Origin of the sequence: Bacillus pumilus, assembly GCF_009937765.1 — a bacterium.
GTDB lineage: Bacteria > Bacillota > Bacilli > Bacillales > Bacillaceae > Bacillus > Bacillus pumilus_O.
In genome coordinates this window covers 3,332,275-3,348,289 of sequence record NZ_CP047089.1, presented here as the reverse complement: position 1 = coordinate 3,348,289, position 16,015 = coordinate 3,332,275, and the positions used below count along the sequence as shown (strand labels likewise).

Sequence of the window (16,015 nt, the reverse complement as noted above, 5' to 3'; positions counted from 1 at the left end):
GAAAACTTCTATACTCATATTTTATACGTATTCAAGAGGAAGAGACCAGTCATGATTTATCTACATAAAAAGGCACAAAAAAAAAGCACCAGCACGAAGCTGATGCTTTTTTTATAAGGTTTGTTTGTAACAAACCTTTGTAAAACGTCCATACAATATAAAATTGATTAACGTTTTGAGAACTGAGGTGCGCGACGTGCGCCTTTAAGACCGTATTTCTTACGCTCTTTCATACGTGGGTCACGAGTAAGAAGTCCAGCACGTTTAAGTGATGTACGGTACTCAGGATCTACTTCTAGAAGAGCACGAGAGATACCGTGACGAATTGCTCCAGCTTGACCAGAGAATCCACCACCGTGAACAGTTACAAGAACATCGTAGCTGTTAGCTGTTTCTGTGATGTTCAAAGGTTGTTTCACGTCTTCGATTAAAGCAGCGAATGGAATGTATTCAGTAATTTCACGATTATTAACGACGATACGGCCTTCACCTGGAACTAAGCGAACGCGCGCTACAGAACTTTTACGACGACCTGTACCGTAATATTGAACCTGTGCCAAATTGTTAACCTCCCTTATAATTAACCGCGAAGTTCGTAAACTTCAGGTTGTTGTGCTTGATGTGGATGCTCAGAACCACGGTACACATTTAATTTTTTGAACATTTGACGGCCTAATGGACCCTTTGGAAGCATACCTTTGATAGCAAGCTCCAACATTTTTTCAGGGTAGTTTGTACGCATCTCAAGAGCAGTTCTTTGTTTCAAACCACCTGGGTGCATTGTGTGACGGTAGTAAATTTTGTCCGTCAATTTCTTACCTGTTAATTCGATTTTCTCAGCATTGATGATGATTACATGATCACCTGTATCAACGTGTGGTGTATAAGTTGGTTTGTGCTTACCGCGCAAAAGTGATGCTACTTCAGTAGATAGACGACCTAGAGTCTTGCCTGCCGCATCAACAACTAGCCATTTGCGCTCAATTGTGCTTGCGTTCGCCATTGGTGTTGTACGCATGAGTTTCCCTCCTAAATAAATCAATGATTTTTCCTTGAATCAAATGCTACGTTCTATTTCAAAACACAAGATAAGTCTTCCGGGGCTTATTTGTGGGGTTGAAATACATACCATATGATATCTTATAACTTTCTGCTTCCTGTGTCAAGAACATGTTACACCTGGTTTAGTTGTCATAGAAAACTTCCCATAAATACAGTCCGTGACTAGGCGCAGTCTTGCCTGCCGCTTCGCGATTTCGGGCGGCAAGCATGGCTTTTATCTCATCAGGGTGGAATTTACCAGATCCGACTTCAAGTAACGTTCCAGCGATAATTCGCACCATGTTGTATAAAAAGCCATTTCCTCTCACGCGCATTTCAAGCCCGTCTGAGACGTTTTTCCACTCAAGGGTGTAAATCTCCCTCACCTTGTCCTGAACCTCTGTATTGGCTGCACAAAAGCTTGTGAAATCGTGTGTGCCAATAAGGTATCCAGCAGCTTCTCTCATTTTGTCTGCATCCAACCGGTAAGGAAAGTGGCAGGCATACTGTCTCGTGAACACATTTTGGTGCGTTTCCGTTGAGACCTTATAACGGTACTCCTTCGAAACGACACTAAAACGTGCATGAAACGACTCATCCACTTCCTCAGCCTTTAGAACTCTGATGTCATCCGGCAGGAGACTATTGAGGGCAAAAGGCCATCTTTCCATCGGAATCGAGAGCGGCGTGTCGAAATGGATGACCTGCCCCTTCGCATGGACGCCGCTGTCCGTCCGGCCAGAAGCCACAATCGGAACCAGTTCATCCTGTTTGTGCATTTTTGCAAGAGCAGACTCGATCTCCGTCTGAACTGTCCGCTGCCCAGGCTGCACCTGATAGCCTTTAAAATGTGTCCCATCATAGGATACGGTACATTTGACCTTCATCTAGGAATCACCTAATTTCTCAGAAGCACAAGGAGTGCTGTTAACAGGATGAACAGGAGCAATGTGAACGTGTCTTTCATGCCCCAGACAAGCTGACGGTATTTCGTCCGTCCTTCTCCTCCGCGATAGCCTCTCGCTTCCATAGCAGTCGCTAGTTCCTCTGCACGCTTAAACGCACTGACGAAAAGCGGGACAAGTAAGGGAACGATGGCTTTCATGCGATCTTTAAGAGGTCCGCTTGTAAAATCAACACCTCTTGCCATTTGTGCCTTCATGATTTTGTCTGTCTCTTCTAGTAAGGTTGGAATAAACCGAAGAGAGATGGACATCATGAGAGCAAGCTCATGAACGGGCAGTTTGATTTTACGGAATGGGTGAAGCAACTTTTCCATACCGTCTGTCACTTCTATAGGCGTTGTGGTTAACGTCAGAAGTGTCGTCATCATGATGAGATAGACAAAACGGAGTGAAATGAAAATCCCCTGCTTTAGACCTTCTTCATAAATATTTAAAAAACCAAAGTGAAATAGCAAGGCGCCATCCTTTGTCATAAAAATATGCAGAATGAAGGTAAACAGGACAATCCATAGGATCGGCTTCATTCCTTTAAGAATAAAGTATAGCGGCACCTGAGACACCATCACCACAAGAAGGGTAAAGATCCCTAAAAGTCCGTAGGTGATGTAATTATTAGCAAAAAAGACAATAAAGACAAAAAAGAAAATTGATAACAGCTTTGTCCTTGGATCAAGACGATGGACAAAGGATGTACCTGGCACATATTTGCCGATAATCATACTATCCATCATGATGTCGTGTCCTCCTGATAAAGAGCTGTTAAGGCTTCTGCCATTTCATCCATGGTCAGAAGCGGCCTCGGAAACGTAATACCCAGTTTTTCTTCTACAGTCTGCTGGAATTTAATCGTTTCTGGGAGGTCGAGACCAAATGAAGACATGTCTGTACGATTGGCAAACAATTCTCTCGGCGTGCCTGTCGCCTTCACCGTTCCTTTATGCATCACAATCATTTGATCTGCATAATGAGCGGCATCCTCCATACTGTGTGTAACCAGAATCGTGGTGAGATTAGCCTTTTGATGAAGCTCATAGAACATGTCCATGATTTCCTTCCGTCCGCGTGGATCTAACCCTGCAGTCGGCTCATCCAGCACAAGCACTTCTGGCTCCATCGCTAGAACACCTGCAATCGCCACACGTCTCATTTGACCGCCACTTAGTTCAAAAGGAGATCGAGATAATAAGGATTCAGGAAGACCAACTAGTTTCAGCATTTCTTTCGCCTTTGCTTCTGCCTTCTGCTGAGGAACACCGAAATTCATCGGACCAAAGCAGATATCCTTAAGGATCGTTTCTTCAAAAAGCTGATGCTCAGGAAACTGAAACACGATGCCTACTTTTTTCCGAAGGGACTTTAAATCCTTCTGCTTTTTATTGGCTTGTAAGACGGTATCCCCAAGCGCAATGCTCCCCTTCGTTGGTTTGAGCAAGCCATTTAAATGCTGCAGCAACGTGGACTTGCCAGAGCCTGTATGACCAATGACAGCGACATAGCTGCCCTCTTGGATGGAAGCATTGACATCATACAAAGCGAGACGCTCAAACGGCGTTTTCATTTGATAACGATGCTCTAATTCTTTGATCGTAATGTCCATAGCTCTTTCACCAATCCTTCTTGTGTCAAATGGGCATTTGCAAGCGGTACGCCTTGCTGCTTCAATTGTTTGCTCAACCGATAGGAGAATGGCAGATCAAGTCCAATTTGAACTAGCTGCTCGTCTAATTCAAAAACTTCCTCTGGGGTTCCCTCGGCAAATTTTTTCCCGCCATTCATGACAATGACCCGGTCTGCCTTGGCGGCTTCGTCTAAATCATGTGTGATGGAAATGACTGTGACCGTTCCTTGTTCCTTCAGTAGTCTAACAGTCTCTAACACTTCTTCACGGCCAATCGGATCAAGCATTGATGTTGCTTCATCCAAGATCATGATGTCAGGGCTTGCGGCAAGTACACCTGCAATGGCGACTCTCTGCTTTTGCCCGCCTGATAGATGGTGCGGCTCTTGATCAAGAAACTCCTGCATATTGACCTGTTTCACAGCCCAATCTACACGTTCTATCATCAGTTCCCGCTCAACCCCATTATTTTCTAAACCAAAAGCCACATCATCACGAACCGTTGAGCCAACGAATTGGTTATCTGGGTTTTGAAAGACCATTCCGACTTTTTTGCGAATATCCCAGACACTCTCTTCTTTTAGCTCAATCTCTCCAACCTTGACCGTTCCAGCATCCGGTAAAATGAGCCCATTCAGTACACGGGCAAGTGTGGATTTACCTGAACCGTTATGACCAACAATGGCGAGCCATTCATTTTGATTCACATGCAATGACACTTGATCTAAAGCGGGCTTCTCCGCATCCTTGTGATAACGAAATACAATGTCCTTTACGTCAATTAATGTCTTCCCCATCTCTACCGGACCTCCTCTCAGCTCAACCTCTTCTTTGCTTCTTGCTAAAAAGCCGTAGTATCTAAAAAAGGGCATAGATCCAGTTATGAACTGTCCCGCCCTTTCTTAGATACACGCTATGTGATTAAACTAATTCAATGACAGCCATTGGTGCGCCATCGCCGCGACGAGGTCCAAGCTTCATGATACGAGTGTATCCACCTTGGCGATCTTCGTAGCGAGTTGCAACGTCAGCGAATAATTTTTGAAGTGCATCTTGGTTTGTTTCAGCGTTAGCTACTTCATTACGAATGTAAGCTGCAGCTTGACGGCGAGCATGAAGATCTCCGCGTTTGCCAAGAGTGATCATTTTTTCAACTACAGAGCGAAGTTCTTTCGCACGTGTTTCAGTTGTTTCGATGCGTTCGTTGATGATCAAATCAGTCGTTAGGTCACGAAGCATTGCTTTACGTTGTGCACTAGTGCGTCCTAGCTTTCTGTATGCCATGTGATGTCCCCTCCTTAGTTAGAGAATGCTGTATGAATAAAAAACACACGAAAATCCTAGTTCACAATGAAACTAGTCAATCGTCTTTACGAAGACCCAGTCCAAGTTCTTCTAGTTTCGCTTTCACTTCTTCAAGAGATTTACGTCCAAGGTTACGAACTTTCATCATATCCTCTTCTGTCTTGTTAGCAAGCTCTTGAACAGTATTAATACCCGCACGCTTCAAACAGTTGTAAGAACGAACAGAAAGATCAAGCTCTTCAATTGTCATTTCAAGCACTTTTTCTTTTTGGTCTTCTTCTTTCTCAACCATAATTTCAGCATGCTGAGCTTCGTCAGTTAACCCAACGAAAATGTTCAGGTGTTCAGTTAAAATCTTAGAACCTAGAGCGATCGCTTCTTTCGGTCCTGTGCTTCCATCAGTCCATACATCTAGTGTTAATTTATCATAGTTAGTGATTTGCCCAACACGGGTGTTCTCCACTTGATAAGTCACACGAGATACAGGTGTATAGATTGAGTCGATCGGAATCACACCGATTGGCTGATCGTCTCTTTTGTTTGCATCAGCAGGATTATACCCGCGACCTCTTTGTGCAGTTAAGCGAACACGGAAGCTCGCATTCTTGCCAAGAGTTGCGATGTGAAGATCTGGATTTAAGATTTCAATATCGCTGTCGTGTGTAATATCAGCAGCTGTTACAGTACCTTCATCTTGTACATCAATTTCAAGCGTCTTCTCTTCTTCAGAGTAGATTTTGAGTGCAAGCTTTTTAATGTTTAAGATAATCGTTGTAACATCTTCAACCACGCCTTCGATCGTTGAGAATTCGTGTAAGACACCATCTATCTGGATCGATGTTACAGCTGCACCAGGAAGTGAGGATAAAAGGATACGACGAAGGGAGTTCCCTAAAGTGGTACCATATCCACGCTCAAGTGGCTCTACGACAAACTTGCCATACTTGGCATCGTCGCTGATTTCAACCGTTTCGATTTTTGGTTTTTCAATTTCGATCATCTAATAAAACCCTCCTTCAAAACGTCGAAACCTCGAATAGAATCATATGAGATTCCATCCGAAATTCCTCATTGTTTAGTCCCGTATGTGCTCAGGCAACGAGTCGTGTATTCGTCTCATAAATAACTGTATCATAACCCATTATTGACAGGGACACAAAATCTATACAAACAAATTACACGCGGCGACGTTTTGGTGGACGGCATCCGTTATGAGGAACTGGAGTTACGTCTCTGATTGCAGTAACTTCAAGACCTGCAGCTTGAAGTGCACGAATTGCAGCTTCACGACCAGAACCAGGACCTTTAACAGTTACTTCAAGTGTTTTAAGACCATGTTCGATAGAACCTTTAGCAGCAGTTTCAGCAGCCATTTGTGCAGCGAAAGGAGTAGATTTACGAGAACCTCTGAATCCTAATGCACCAGCACTTGACCAAGAAATTGCGTTTCCATGAACATCAGTAATCGTTACAATCGTGTTGTTGAAAGTGGAACGGATATGAGCGATTCCAGCTTCAATATTCTTTTTCACGCGACGTTTACGCGTATTTTGTTTACGAGCAGCAGCCATTCTTTAACTACCTCCTTTACTTATTTTTTCTTGTTAGCTACAGTACGACGCGGACCTTTACGAGTACGCGCGTTGTTTTTTGTGTTTTGTCCACGAACAGGAAGTCCTCTACGATGACGGATTCCGCGGTAGCTTCCGATTTCAATTAGACGCTTAATGTTAAGTGAAACTTCACGACGAAGGTCACCTTCTACTTTAAGTTTGTCAATGATATCACGGATTTTACCAAGTTCGTCTTCAGTTAGATCGCGAACGCGAGTGTCTTCAGAAACACCTGCTTCTTTAAGGACTTGTTGCGCAGTCGTACGACCAATTCCAAAAACATATGTTAAAGAAATGACAACACGTTTATCACGTGGAATATCTACACCAGCAATACGAGCCATGATTTGGGCACCTCCTTGTTATTAGCCTTGTTTTTGTTTATGTTTTGGGTTTTCACAGATCACCATTACTTTTCCTTTTCTGCGAATAACTTTACATTTTTCACAGATAGGTTTAACAGATGGTCTCACTTTCATGTGTTTCCAACCTCCTTCTTCCGGAGTTGCTTTATTTGTAACGGTACGTAATTCTACCACGAGTTAAGTCATATGGAGATAATTCTACCGTAACTTTGTCTCCAGGTAAAATGCGAATGAAGTGCATACGGATTTTTCCTGATACATGAGCCAAAACTGTATGACCATTCTCTAGTTCAACTTTGAACATTGCATTTGGCAAAGTTTCTGCTACAGTACCTTCCACTTCAATTACATCGTCTTTCGCCATTCAAGTGTTCTCCCTTCTTCAAATCAGTAACTTGCTCTCTGACAAATGTCCAAATGAGTTCATCTCAATTGTCCATCCATCACCCGACCTGTTTTGAATATACTGTTCTGAACTTCCGGAGATACGCAACCATAAAAGGTTATATGATTGATATTTTTTCTTAGGAGAATGAAATTTACGCTTTTCTCCGTCTGCGATTAGTAGATGGCAGCCACCGAACATGCCGATGACACCTGTATACTGATCTTGTTCTTTCCTTTGGACTATACAGACAACCTGCCCGATTTGGGCCTGAAAGACTTCAGTGAAGACCTAAATCTTAGTCAGTATATCAAAACCTGTATCTGTAATCGCAATCGTATGCTCAAAGTGAGCACACTTTTTCCCATCAACCGTTACAACCGTCCAGTTATCAGCCAATGTTTTCACATATCGGCTGCCTGCGTTCACCATCGGTTCGATGGCCAACACCATTCCAGGTTTTAGCCGCGGGCCTTTGTTGGGCGGACCATAATGAGGAATTTGAGGGTCCTCATGAAGATCCTGTCCGACCCCATGTCCAACATATTCTCTAACAACTGAGAAATTCTCGTTTTCTACATACGTTTGTATAGCATGGGAAATGTTCGACAGACGTTCGCCTGGCTTTGCTTCCTGTAAGCCTTTATATAGAGATTCCTCTGTGACTTCCAGTAGTTTGCGGTCTTCATCACTGATTACCCCAACTGGATAAGTCCAAGCAGAGTCACCATGATAGCCATTTAACTTTGCGCCAATATCGATACTAATGATGTCACCATCACGTAAAACCCGTTTACCAGGAATACCGTGAACGAGTTCTTCATTCACCGAAACGCAAATGCTCCCGCGAAAACCATTATACCCTTTAAAAGATGGGATTGCACCCTGCTTTGTAATAAAACGTTCGGCAATTTGATCCAATTCTTTTGTCGAAATACCTGGTTTTATATGTTTCTTCAGCTCTTCATGAGTCAGTGCGACAATGCGTCCAGCTTCTCTCATAATCTCAAGCTCGCGAGGAGTTTTACAGATAATCATTTATTTAATCCCCCAAGCAGGTCTTTGATATCTGCATATACATCGTTAATGTGTTTTGCACCATCAATGTTTGCAAGATATCCTTTTTCTGAATAGAAGTTCAGTAAAGGTTCAGTCTGCTTTAAGTTTACTTCAAGTCTAGTCGAAACGGTTTCTGCATTATCATCTGCACGTTGATAAAGCTCGCCTCCACACTTATCGCAAACATTTTCTTTCGCAGGTGGATTGAATACTAAATGATATGTTGCTCCGCAATTTTTGCAAATTCTTCGGCCAGTCAGACGCTCCATCAAAGCATCTTTATCGACTTTAATATTAATGACATAATCAATCGTTCTGCCAAGGTCCTTTAGAATGTCTTCTAAAGCTTCAGCCTGAGCGACTGTTCGCGGAAATCCGTCCAGAAGAAAACCTTGTTCACAATCATTTTTGCCAAGTCTTTCTCTAACAATACCGATTGTGACCTCATCAGGAACAAGCTCTCCTTTATCGATAAAGGATTTTGCTTCGAGCCCAAGTTGTGTCTCCTCTTTCATAGCAGCGCGGAACATATCTCCTGTTGAGATATGAGGGATCCCATAATCATCAACAATTCGTTCTGCCTGAGTGCCTTTACCAGCACCCGGAAGCCCCATTAAGACTAAGTTCATTTCGGATTTCCCCTTCCTTACTTAGAGAGGTTGGGCAAGAGCCCAGCCCTCTTTTTTATTTCATAAATCCACGGTAGTTTCGTTTCACTAATTGGCTTTCAAGTTGTTTCATTGTTTCAAGTGCAACACCTACAACAATGAGAAGACTTGTGCCGCCAATTTGTGCAGCGGAAGGTAATCCAGCGAATTGAATGAAAAAGATAGGAAGTATTGAAATCACGGCTAAGAAAATGGCGCCCACAAACGTGAGTCGGTACAAAATGCTCGTAATTCTATCTTGAGTCATTTTCCCTGGACGAACTCCCGGGATATAGCCACCCTGCTTTTGCAGATTTTCAGCCATTTGTTCAGGATTCACTTGGACAAAGGCATAAAAATATGTGAAAGCAACAATCAGTGCTACATAAATCGTCATACCGATTGGCTTAGTATAGTCAAAGTTGTTGGTTATCCAAGTTGTCACATTATTGGTTCCGAAGAACGATGCGACCGTCTGCGGAGTAATAATGAAAGAAACGGCAAAGATGACTGGAATCACCCCTGCTGGATTCACTTTCAATGGAAGGTGCGTTGCTTGACTAGCAGACATTTGTGCACGGCCAGTTCCTTTTGAATATTGAATCGCAATCTTTCTCACTGCCATTTGAATGTAAATAACACCAATAACAATGACAAGAATAGCAATAACAATAAGGGCAATTTTCAGGATTTGCATGAACAACTGTCCATCTCCACCTACAAATTGTTGAGCGTACACTTGTTTTAATGTTTGAGGGATACCTGCGATGATACCAGCAAAGATAATAATCGAAATACCGTTACCAACGCCGTGAGCAGTAATCTGCTCTCCCAGCCACATTAAAAATGCTGTTCCCGCAGTGAGTACGACCGCAATTAAGAGGTACGTTGAAACACCTGGGTTTTCAATCAGCATGCCTCCTGCCATATTGTTGAATCCATATGACATTCCTAACGCCTGGATAAAACCTAGAACAATTGTAAAATACCTTGTGAATTGTGCTAATTTTCGGCGGCCAACTTCTCCTTGCTTTGACCACTCAGTGAACTTCGGAACAACATCCATCTGCAAGAGCTGAATGATGATCGAAGCAGTGATATACGGCATAATCCCCATTGCAAGAATGGAGAATTGGAAAAGTGCCCCGCCCCCAAACGTGTTGAGGATCCCGAAAACACTCATTTGATCCTGTGCCTGGAGAACTTCGGCGTTCACATTAGGCACAGGGATGAAAGCACCTATACGAAAGACGATTAACATTAAAAGAGTGAATATAATCTTATTCCGTATATCTTTCACGCGCATAAAATTGGAGATTGTCTTAAACAAGTTAGATCACCTCGGCTGTACCGCCAGCAGCTTCAATCGCTTCTTTAGCAGAAGCAGAGAATTTATTGGCTTTTACAGTTAATTTTTTTTCTAATTTACCGTTGCCAAGAATTTTTACTCCTGCTTTTAACTTGCTTATTGCACCAGTCTCTAGAAGAAGTTCAGGAGTTACTTCCGTTCCTTCGTCAAAACTGTTTAATCTGTCTAAGTTGATAACCGCATAATCTTTACGGTTGATGTTTGTAAAACCACGTTTTGGAAGACGTTGGAATAAAGGCATCTGACCACCTTCGAAACCAGGGCGTACACCGCCGCCAGAACGAGCGTTTTGACCTTTATGACCTTTACCAGAAGTTTTACCGTTACCTGATCCAATACCACGACCAACACGGTTGCGTTCTTTACGTGAACCTTCTGAAGGCTTCAATTCATGAAGTTTCATTTGGGCACCTCCTTATCGATTAAAAATGTTTTATTGTTCTTTAACAGAAACTAAATGAGACACCTTGTTAATCATGCCGCGGATCGCTGCATTGTCTTCATGTACGACTGTTTGGTTTGTTTTCTTTAGACCAAGAGTACGAACAGTGACACGCTGATCTTCTGGGCGACCGATTACACTGCGTTTGAGGGTAATTTCTAATTTATTTGCCATTATTGTTCCCTCCTTATCCTAACAGGTCTTCTACAGATTTTCCACGAAGCTTCGCAACGTCTTCAGCACGTTTAAGTTCACTTAAACCTTGAAGTGTTGCGCGGATCATGTTGATCGGTGTATTAGAACCTAGAGATTTAGAAAGGATATCAGCTAGACCAGCAAGCTCAAGAACCGCACGCACTGGGCCTCCAGCGATAACTCCTGTACCTTCTGAAGCAGGCTTCAATAGAACGTTTCCTGCACCGAATCGACCGATGATTTCATGTGGAATTGTAGTTCCAACCATTGGTACTTCAATTAAATTCTTTTTCGCATCTTCAACAGCTTTGCGGATCGCTTCTGGTACTTCTTGTGCTTTACCAGTACCGAAACCTACATGACCGTTTTTGTCACCGACAACAACTAAAGCTGCAAAACGGAAACGACGTCCACCTTTAACAACTTTCGCTACGCGGTTAACCGTAACTAAGCGTTCTTCTAACTCTAATTTGCTTTGGTCAATACGACTCATTCGGATGTGTCCCTCCTTCTTTTATTAAAATTTAAGTCCAGCCTCACGAGCAGCTTCAGCTAGAGCTTTTACACGTCCATGATATAAGTATCCTCCGCGGTCAAATACCACGTTAGAGATTCCTTTTTCAACAGCACGTTTTGCAACAAGTTCGCCAACTTTAGTAGCAGCTGCAGCGTCAGAACTATTCTCGATCTTTAAATCTTTATCAAGAGTAGAAGCACTTACAAGTGTTACACCGTTAACATCATCAATTACTTGAGCATAGATGTTCTTGTTAGAACGGAAAACGTTAAGGCGAGGTCTTTCAGCAGTACCTGAAAGTTTCGCACGAACACGAGCGTGTCTTTTAAGACGAGTAGCGTTTTTGCTAGTTTTCGTAATCATCCGAGTCACTCCTTTCTTCACATTAAGCGATCTTACTTACCAGTTTTTCCTTCTTTACGGCGAACGAATTCACCTTCGTAACGAATTCCTTTACCTTTGTAAGGCTCTGGAGAACGGACAGCGCGGATGTTAGAAGCTAGAGCTCCCACACGCTCTTTATCGATACCTTTAATGACTACTTTCGTTTGAGATGGAACTTCAACTTCTACTCCAGCCTCAGGAACGATTTCAACTGGATGAGAGTATCCAACGTTAAGAACAAGTTTGTTTCCAGATTTAGCTGCACGGTAACCGACACCGATAAGTTCTAAACCTCTTTCGAAACCTTTAGATACACCTTCAACCATGTTTGCAATTAAGCTACGTGTTGTACCATGTAAAGCACGGTGTTCTTTATGATCAGACGGACGGCTTACAGTTAAGACGCTGTCCTCAATTTTAATTTCCATATCAGGGTGAAATGTACGAGTCAGTTCACCTTTTGGTCCCTTTACTGTCACTGTGTTATCGTTGTTTGTCACAGTAACTCCTGAAGGGATCTCGATTAGTTTTTTACCTATACGAGACATACCAAGCACCTCCATTCATCTTAAACTTTTTTTACCATACGTAAGCAAGTACTTCTCCACCAGCTTGTTTAGCACGGGCTTCTTTGTCCGATAAAACACCTTGTGATGTAGAAATAATTGCGATTCCAAGTCCGTTAAGTACACGTGGTACTTCATTTGATTTCGCATATACACGTAAACCAGGTTTACTGATTCTTTTTAGACCAGTGATAACACGTTCGTTGTTTTGGCCATATTTAAGGAACATACGGATAATTCCTTGTTTGCTGTCTTCAACATATTCAACGTCACGGATAAAACCTTCACGCTTTAAGATTTCAGCAATTTCTCTTTTGATTTTTGAAGCCGGTACTTCTAGCTTCTCATGACGTACCATGTTCGCATTGCGAATACGAGTCAGCAAATCTGCAATCGGATCTGTCATAACCATTATTTAATAACCTCCTTCCCATTTATGGGGATTACCAGCTGGCTTTTTTAACGCCAGGAATTTGTCCTTTATATGCAAGTTCGCGGAAACAAATACGGCAAAGTTTAAACTTGCGAATTACTGAATGTGGACGTCCACAACGTTCGCAGCGCGTATACTCTTGAACTTTAAACTTTTGTTTGCGTTGTTGTTTCGCAATCATAGACTTTTTAGCCACGATTTCGCCTCCCTTTCATTGATTATTTCTGGAACGGCATACCTACTTGAGTTAATAACTCACGTGCTTCTTCGTCCGTATTGGCAGTCGTAACGATAACGATATCCATACCGCGGACTTTTGTTACTTTATCGTAATCAATTTCTGGGAAGATTAACTGTTCTTTAATACCAAGCGTGTAGTTTCCACGACCGTCGAAAGATTTCTTAGAAATCCCGCGGAAGTCACGTACACGTGGTAAAGATACAGAAATAAGTTTATCAAGGAAATCGTACATGCGCTCTCCGCGAAGTGTTACTTTCGCACCGATTGGCATTCCTTCACGTAGACGGAATCCAGCAATAGACTTCTTCGCACGAGTAACGACAGGTTTTTGACCAGCGATAAACGTTAATTCTTCAACAGCAGTATCGATTGCTTTAGCATTTTGAACAGCGTCACCAACACCCATGTTGATCACGATTTTTTCGATTTTTGGCACTTGCATTACTGATTTGTATTCAAACTTAGAAACTAATGCAGGTGTAATTTCTTTTACATACTTTTCTTTAAGGCGGTTCATGAGAAAGACCTCCCTTCCTTATTTACTATTTATCTAGAACTTGCCCAGATTTTTTCGCTACACGGACTTTCTTTCCGTCCTCAACTTTATACCCAACACGTGTCACTTCACCCGTTTTAGGATCAAGCGGCATTACGTTTGATACGTGGATCGGCGCTTCTTGTTCAGAAATTCCGCCCTGAGGGTTAGCTTGGGTTGGTTTAGAGTGTTTTTTCACAAGGTTAATACCTTCTACTAAAACACGGTCATTCTTAGGGAAAGCAGCAAGGATGACTCCTTGTTTACCTTTATCTTTACCAGAGATAACCACTACTTTATCGCCCTTTTTAACATGCATTTAATCGCACCTCCTTGAGTCGCGGATTGTATTCATTAAAGTACTTCTGGTGCTAGAGAAACAATTTTCATATAGTTGTTGTCACGAAGTTCACGTGCTACTGGTCCGAAGATACGAGTTCCACGTGGGCTCTTGTCGTCACGGATAATGACACATGCATTTTCATCGAAACTGATGTAAGATCCATCGTTTCTGCGAGCTCCGCTCTTTGTACGAACGATAACTGCTTTCACAACTTCACCTTTTTTGACAACGCCTCCTGGTGTTGCTTGTTTAACCGTACAAACAATGACATCACCGATGTTAGCCGTCTTACGTCCAGAGCCACCAAGAACTTTAATCGTTAGTACTTCGCGTGCGCCAGAGTTGTCAGCTACTTTTAAACGAGTCTCCTGTTGAATCATTAATGTTACCTCCTTTCGGAAAAAGAAATCCGAACTTTATTAGATAATAACGGCTTCTTCGACAACTTCAACTAGACGAAAGCGTTTAGTCGCAGATAAAGGACGAGTTTCCATCACCTTTACGATGTCTCCGATTTTTGCTTGGTTGTTTTCATCATGTGCTTTTAACTTTTTAGAGTATCTTACACGTTTGCCATAAAGTGAATGCTTTTTGTATGTTTCAACTACAACAGTGATGGTTTTATCCATTTTGTCAGAAACAACACGACCTTGATACACTTTACGTTGGTTACGTTCGCTCATGTTTGCGGGGCCTCCCCTCTAATTATTATTTATTAGCAGCGATTTCTCTTTGACGAATCACAGTTTTCATGCGTGCGATTGATTTACGCACTTCACGAATGCGAGCAGTGTTTTCAAGCTGCCCAGTCGCTAATTGGAAACGAAGATTGAAAAGTTCTTCTTTAAGAGACTTTACTTTTTGTTCAATTTCAGCAGTGGTAAGGTCACGAATTTCATTAGCTTTCATTTGATTCACCACCAATTTCTTCACGTTTTACGAACTTCGTTTTAATTGGCAATTTGTGAGATGCAAGACGAAGAGCTTCACGAGCAACTTCTTCAGACACACCAGAAATTTCAAATAAAACTTTGCCCGGTTTTACTACAGCTACCCATCCTTCTGGAGCACCTTTACCGGAACCCATGCGGACCTCTAGAGGTTTTGCTGTGTATGGCTTAGAAGGGAAAATTTTAATCCAAACTTTACCGCCACGTTTCATGTAACGAGTCATAGCAATACGAGCAGCTTCGATTTGACGGTTTGTAATCCATGAAGCTTCTAGAGCTTGGATACCGTACTCACCGAAATGTACTTCAGTACCACCTTTTGCACGACCACGCATTTTTCCACGATGTTCTCTGCGATACTTCACGCGTTTTGGCAATAACATATTATTTTCCTCCTTCCGCAGTATTCTTCTTAGTTGGAAGGACTTCTCCACGATAGATCCATACTTTTACGCCAAGCTTACCATAAGTAGTGTCAGCTTCAGCAGTAGCATAGTCGATGTCAGCACGAAGTGTGTGCAACGGAACAGTACCTTCACTGTAATATTCAGAACGAGCAATATCTGCACCGCCAAGACGACCAGAAACCATTGTTTTGATTCCTTGTGCTCCAGCACGCATTGTGCGTTGGATTGTTTGTTTTTGTGCACGACGGAATGAAATACGATTTTCAAGTTGACGAGCGATGTTTTCAGCAACTAGCTGAGCATCAAGATCTGCTCTTTTGATTTCAAGGATGTTGATGTGTACACGTTTGCCAGTTAGGCTGTTAAGAGCTTTACGAAGTGCTTCAACTTCAGATCCGCCTTTACCAATTACCATACCTGGTTTAGCCGTGTGGATTGTGATATTTACGCGGTTTGCAGCACGTTCGATTTCTACTTTAGAAACAGACGCGTCAGACAAACGCTTGCTGATGAATTCACGGATTTTCAAGTCTTCATGTAAGAAGTCAGCGTAATCTTTTCCTGCGAACCATTTAGATTCCCAATCACGAATGACGCCAATACGAAGACCTACTGGATTTACCTTTTGACCCACG

General features: G+C 42.4%; 29 protein-coding genes and 1 pseudogene. All 30 read right to left on the bottom strand.

Annotated features, from left to right (window positions below; all coding sequences use genetic code 11):
* Positions 1-167: 167 nt before the first annotated feature.
* The 30 genes and pseudogenes from rpsI to rpsC all read right to left on the bottom strand — a co-directional run bounded on the left by rpsI (position 168) and on the right by rpsC (position 16,014).
* Positions 168-560, bottom strand: coding sequence for a 30S ribosomal protein S9 (gene rpsI, locus GPS65_RS16785; protein ID WP_003217273.1), 393 nt, complete (start codon positions 558-560; stop codon positions 168-170).
* Between the two features lie 20 nt (positions 561-580).
* A complete protein-coding gene (gene rplM / locus GPS65_RS16780; protein WP_003217042.1) occupies positions 581-1,018 on the bottom strand; it encodes a 50S ribosomal protein L13 in 438 nt (145 codons plus the stop codon).
* Positions 1,019-1,184: 166 nt separating this feature from the next.
* A complete protein-coding gene (gene truA / locus GPS65_RS16775) occupies positions 1,185-1,928 on the bottom strand; it encodes a tRNA pseudouridine(38-40) synthase TruA (RefSeq protein WP_012008716.1) in 744 nt (247 codons plus the stop codon).
* An 11-nt stretch (positions 1,929-1,939) separates the two neighbouring features.
* Entirely contained in the window at positions 1,940-2,737 is a 798-nt protein-coding gene (locus GPS65_RS16770) for an energy-coupling factor transporter transmembrane component T family protein (RefSeq protein ID WP_012008715.1), read from the bottom strand.
* Complete coding sequence (locus tag GPS65_RS16765) at positions 2,734-3,603, bottom strand: energy-coupling factor ABC transporter ATP-binding protein (protein ID WP_119124328.1); 870 nt, start codon at positions 3,601-3,603, stop codon at positions 2,734-2,736. Before GPS65_RS16765 ends, GPS65_RS16770 begins: the two co-directional genes overlap by 4 nt.
* Entirely contained in the window at positions 3,579-4,421 is an 843-nt protein-coding gene (locus GPS65_RS16760; RefSeq protein WP_012008713.1) for an energy-coupling factor ABC transporter ATP-binding protein, read from the bottom strand. The genes GPS65_RS16765 and GPS65_RS16760 overlap by 25 nt, the downstream gene beginning before the upstream one ends.
* Positions 4,422-4,545: 124 nt before the next feature.
* The gene (gene rplQ / locus GPS65_RS16755) at positions 4,546-4,908 is read right to left on the bottom strand and encodes a 50S ribosomal protein L17 (protein ID WP_003216944.1); all 363 of its coding nucleotides are present in this window, start codon (positions 4,906-4,908) and stop codon (positions 4,546-4,548) included.
* 76 nt (positions 4,909-4,984) lie between these two features.
* Positions 4,985-5,929: a DNA-directed RNA polymerase subunit alpha gene (locus GPS65_RS16750; RefSeq protein ID WP_003217009.1), complete on the bottom strand. Its 945-nt coding sequence runs from the start codon at positions 5,927-5,929 to the stop codon at positions 4,985-4,987.
* 175 nt (positions 5,930-6,104) lie between these two features.
* Positions 6,105-6,500 (bottom strand): 30S ribosomal protein S11, encoded by a 396-nt coding sequence (gene rpsK, locus GPS65_RS16745; RefSeq protein WP_003217231.1) that lies wholly within the window; start codon positions 6,498-6,500, stop codon positions 6,105-6,107.
* Between the two features lie 20 nt (positions 6,501-6,520).
* On the bottom strand, positions 6,521-6,886 hold the full coding sequence (rpsM, locus tag GPS65_RS16740; protein ID WP_003217023.1) for a 30S ribosomal protein S13: 366 nt from the start codon (positions 6,884-6,886) through the stop codon (positions 6,521-6,523).
* A 21-nt stretch (positions 6,887-6,907) separates the two neighbouring features.
* On the bottom strand, positions 6,908-7,021 hold the full coding sequence (gene rpmJ, locus GPS65_RS16735) for a 50S ribosomal protein L36 (protein ID WP_003156543.1): 114 nt from the start codon (positions 7,019-7,021) through the stop codon (positions 6,908-6,910).
* A 31-nt stretch (positions 7,022-7,052) separates the two neighbouring features.
* Positions 7,053-7,271 (bottom strand): translation initiation factor IF-1, encoded by a 219-nt coding sequence (gene infA, locus GPS65_RS16730; RefSeq protein ID WP_003217190.1) that lies wholly within the window; start codon positions 7,269-7,271, stop codon positions 7,053-7,055.
* Positions 7,249-7,556, bottom strand: a pseudogene (locus tag GPS65_RS19490) (KOW domain-containing RNA-binding protein). The gene infA and the pseudogene GPS65_RS19490 overlap by 23 nt, the downstream one beginning before the upstream one ends.
* A gap of 27 nt (positions 7,557-7,583) precedes the next feature.
* Positions 7,584-8,330 carry a type I methionyl aminopeptidase gene (map, locus tag GPS65_RS16725; protein WP_003217210.1) on the bottom strand — a complete coding sequence of 249 codons (747 nt, stop codon included), beginning with the start codon at positions 8,328-8,330 and terminating at the stop codon, positions 7,584-7,586.
* Positions 8,327-8,980 (bottom strand): adenylate kinase, encoded by a 654-nt coding sequence (locus GPS65_RS16720; RefSeq protein WP_012008711.1) that lies wholly within the window; start codon positions 8,978-8,980, stop codon positions 8,327-8,329. The genes map and GPS65_RS16720 overlap by 4 nt, the downstream gene beginning before the upstream one ends.
* A 55-nt stretch (positions 8,981-9,035) precedes the next feature.
* Positions 9,036-10,328, bottom strand: coding sequence for a preprotein translocase subunit SecY (gene secY / locus GPS65_RS16715; protein ID WP_012008710.1), 1,293 nt, complete (start codon positions 10,326-10,328; stop codon positions 9,036-9,038).
* A gap of 1 nt (position 10,329) precedes the next feature.
* Positions 10,330-10,770, bottom strand: a complete 441-nt coding sequence (rplO, locus tag GPS65_RS16710) for a 50S ribosomal protein L15 (protein WP_012008709.1) — start codon at positions 10,768-10,770, stop codon at positions 10,330-10,332.
* Between the two features lie 30 nt (positions 10,771-10,800).
* Complete coding sequence (gene rpmD / locus GPS65_RS16705) at positions 10,801-10,983, bottom strand: 50S ribosomal protein L30 (RefSeq protein ID WP_003217067.1); 183 nt, start codon at positions 10,981-10,983, stop codon at positions 10,801-10,803.
* 13 nt (positions 10,984-10,996) lie between these two features.
* Positions 10,997-11,497, bottom strand: a complete 501-nt coding sequence (rpsE, locus tag GPS65_RS16700; protein ID WP_003217179.1) for a 30S ribosomal protein S5 — start codon at positions 11,495-11,497, stop codon at positions 10,997-10,999.
* Between the two features lie 24 nt (positions 11,498-11,521).
* Positions 11,522-11,884 carry a 50S ribosomal protein L18 gene (rplR, locus tag GPS65_RS16695; RefSeq protein ID WP_012008708.1) on the bottom strand — a complete coding sequence of 121 codons (363 nt, stop codon included), beginning with the start codon at positions 11,882-11,884 and terminating at the stop codon, positions 11,522-11,524.
* Between the two features lie 32 nt (positions 11,885-11,916).
* Positions 11,917-12,453, bottom strand: a complete 537-nt coding sequence (rplF, locus tag GPS65_RS16690; RefSeq protein ID WP_003217186.1) for a 50S ribosomal protein L6 — start codon at positions 12,451-12,453, stop codon at positions 11,917-11,919.
* A 31-nt stretch (positions 12,454-12,484) separates the two neighbouring features.
* Positions 12,485-12,883, bottom strand: a complete 399-nt coding sequence (gene rpsH, locus GPS65_RS16685) for a 30S ribosomal protein S8 (protein WP_003217040.1) — start codon at positions 12,881-12,883, stop codon at positions 12,485-12,487.
* A gap of 31 nt (positions 12,884-12,914) precedes the next feature.
* Positions 12,915-13,100: a 30S ribosomal protein S14 gene (gene rpsN / locus GPS65_RS16680; RefSeq protein ID WP_008356542.1), complete on the bottom strand. Its 186-nt coding sequence runs from the start codon at positions 13,098-13,100 to the stop codon at positions 12,915-12,917.
* Between the two features lie 22 nt (positions 13,101-13,122).
* Positions 13,123-13,662, bottom strand: a complete 540-nt coding sequence (gene rplE / locus GPS65_RS16675; protein WP_003217159.1) for a 50S ribosomal protein L5 — start codon at positions 13,660-13,662, stop codon at positions 13,123-13,125.
* Positions 13,663-13,687: 25 nt separating this feature from the next.
* The gene (gene rplX / locus GPS65_RS16670) at positions 13,688-13,999 is read right to left on the bottom strand and encodes a 50S ribosomal protein L24 (protein ID WP_003217151.1); all 312 of its coding nucleotides are present in this window, start codon (positions 13,997-13,999) and stop codon (positions 13,688-13,690) included.
* Positions 14,000-14,034: 35 nt separating this feature from the next.
* Entirely contained in the window at positions 14,035-14,403 is a 369-nt protein-coding gene (gene rplN / locus GPS65_RS16665; RefSeq protein WP_012008706.1) for a 50S ribosomal protein L14, read from the bottom strand.
* Positions 14,404-14,442: 39 nt separating this feature from the next.
* On the bottom strand, positions 14,443-14,706 hold the full coding sequence (gene rpsQ, locus GPS65_RS16660; protein WP_012008705.1) for a 30S ribosomal protein S17: 264 nt from the start codon (positions 14,704-14,706) through the stop codon (positions 14,443-14,445).
* A 25-nt stretch (positions 14,707-14,731) separates the two neighbouring features.
* Positions 14,732-14,932: a 50S ribosomal protein L29 gene (gene rpmC / locus GPS65_RS16655; protein ID WP_003217155.1), complete on the bottom strand. Its 201-nt coding sequence runs from the start codon at positions 14,930-14,932 to the stop codon at positions 14,732-14,734.
* Positions 14,922-15,356: a 50S ribosomal protein L16 gene (gene rplP, locus GPS65_RS16650; protein WP_003156478.1), complete on the bottom strand. Its 435-nt coding sequence runs from the start codon at positions 15,354-15,356 to the stop codon at positions 14,922-14,924. The genes rpmC and rplP overlap by 11 nt, the downstream gene beginning before the upstream one ends.
* A 1-nt stretch (position 15,357) precedes the next feature.
* Positions 15,358-16,014 carry a 30S ribosomal protein S3 gene (rpsC, locus tag GPS65_RS16645; RefSeq protein ID WP_003217241.1) on the bottom strand — a complete coding sequence of 219 codons (657 nt, stop codon included), beginning with the start codon at positions 16,012-16,014 and terminating at the stop codon, positions 15,358-15,360.
* Between the last annotated feature and the right edge of the window lies 1 nt (position 16,015).

What these genes read in the sequence shown, in the direction of transcription:
- rplM (WP_003217042.1), bottom strand. Translation starts at nt 1,018, where the DNA reads ATGCGTACAACACCAATGGCGAACGCAAGCACAATTGAGCGCAAATGG.
- truA (WP_012008716.1), bottom strand. Translation starts at nt 1,928, where the DNA reads ATGAAGGTCAAATGTACCGTATCCTATGATGGGACACATTTTAAAGGC.
- GPS65_RS16770 (WP_012008715.1), bottom strand. Translation starts at nt 2,737, where the DNA reads ATGATGGATAGTATGATTATCGGCAAATATGTGCCAGGTACATCCTTT.
- GPS65_RS16765 (WP_119124328.1), bottom strand. Translation starts at nt 3,603, where the DNA reads ATGGACATTACGATCAAAGAATTAGAGCATCGTTATCAAATGAAAACG.
- GPS65_RS16760 (WP_012008713.1), bottom strand. Translation starts at nt 4,421, where the DNA reads ATGGGGAAGACATTAATTGACGTAAAGGACATTGTATTTCGTTATCAC.
- rplQ (WP_003216944.1), bottom strand. Translation starts at nt 4,908, where the DNA reads ATGGCATACAGAAAGCTAGGACGCACTAGTGCACAACGTAAAGCAATG.
- GPS65_RS16750 (WP_003217009.1), bottom strand. Translation starts at nt 5,929, where the DNA reads ATGATCGAAATTGAAAAACCAAAAATCGAAACGGTTGAAATCAGCGAC.
- rpsK (WP_003217231.1), bottom strand. Translation starts at nt 6,500, where the DNA reads ATGGCTGCTGCTCGTAAACAAAATACGCGTAAACGTCGCGTGAAAAAG.
- rpsM (WP_003217023.1), bottom strand. Translation starts at nt 6,886, where the DNA reads ATGGCTCGTATTGCTGGTGTAGATATTCCACGTGATAAACGTGTTGTC.
- rpmJ (WP_003156543.1), bottom strand. Translation starts at nt 7,021, where the DNA reads ATGAAAGTGAGACCATCTGTTAAACCTATCTGTGAAAAATGTAAAGTT.
- infA (WP_003217190.1), bottom strand. Translation starts at nt 7,271, where the DNA reads ATGGCGAAAGACGATGTAATTGAAGTGGAAGGTACTGTAGCAGAAACT.
- map (WP_003217210.1), bottom strand. Translation starts at nt 8,330, where the DNA reads ATGATTATCTGTAAAACTCCTCGCGAGCTTGAGATTATGAGAGAAGCT.
- GPS65_RS16720 (WP_012008711.1), bottom strand. Translation starts at nt 8,980, where the DNA reads ATGAACTTAGTCTTAATGGGGCTTCCGGGTGCTGGTAAAGGCACTCAG.
- rplO (WP_012008709.1), bottom strand. Translation starts at nt 10,770, where the DNA reads ATGAAACTTCATGAATTGAAGCCTTCAGAAGGTTCACGTAAAGAACGC.
- rpmD (WP_003217067.1), bottom strand. Translation starts at nt 10,983, where the DNA reads ATGGCAAATAAATTAGAAATTACCCTCAAACGCAGTGTAATCGGTCGC.
- rpsE (WP_003217179.1), bottom strand. Translation starts at nt 11,497, where the DNA reads ATGAGTCGTATTGACCAAAGCAAATTAGAGTTAGAAGAACGCTTAGTT.
- rplR (WP_012008708.1), bottom strand. Translation starts at nt 11,884, where the DNA reads ATGATTACGAAAACTAGCAAAAACGCTACTCGTCTTAAAAGACACGCT.
- rplF (WP_003217186.1), bottom strand. Translation starts at nt 12,453, where the DNA reads ATGTCTCGTATAGGTAAAAAACTAATCGAGATCCCTTCAGGAGTTACT.
- rpsH (WP_003217040.1), bottom strand. Translation starts at nt 12,883, where the DNA reads ATGGTTATGACAGATCCGATTGCAGATTTGCTGACTCGTATTCGCAAT.
- rplE (WP_003217159.1), bottom strand. Translation starts at nt 13,662, where the DNA reads ATGAACCGCCTTAAAGAAAAGTATGTAAAAGAAATTACACCTGCATTA.
- rplX (WP_003217151.1), bottom strand. Translation starts at nt 13,999, where the DNA reads ATGCATGTTAAAAAGGGCGATAAAGTAGTGGTTATCTCTGGTAAAGAT.
- rplN (WP_012008706.1), bottom strand. Translation starts at nt 14,403, where the DNA reads ATGATTCAACAGGAGACTCGTTTAAAAGTAGCTGACAACTCTGGCGCA.
- rpsQ (WP_012008705.1), bottom strand. Translation starts at nt 14,706, where the DNA reads ATGAGCGAACGTAACCAACGTAAAGTGTATCAAGGTCGTGTTGTTTCT.
- rpmC (WP_003217155.1), bottom strand. Translation starts at nt 14,932, where the DNA reads ATGAAAGCTAATGAAATTCGTGACCTTACCACTGCTGAAATTGAACAA.
- rplP (WP_003156478.1), bottom strand. Translation starts at nt 15,356, where the DNA reads ATGTTATTGCCAAAACGCGTGAAGTATCGCAGAGAACATCGTGGAAAA.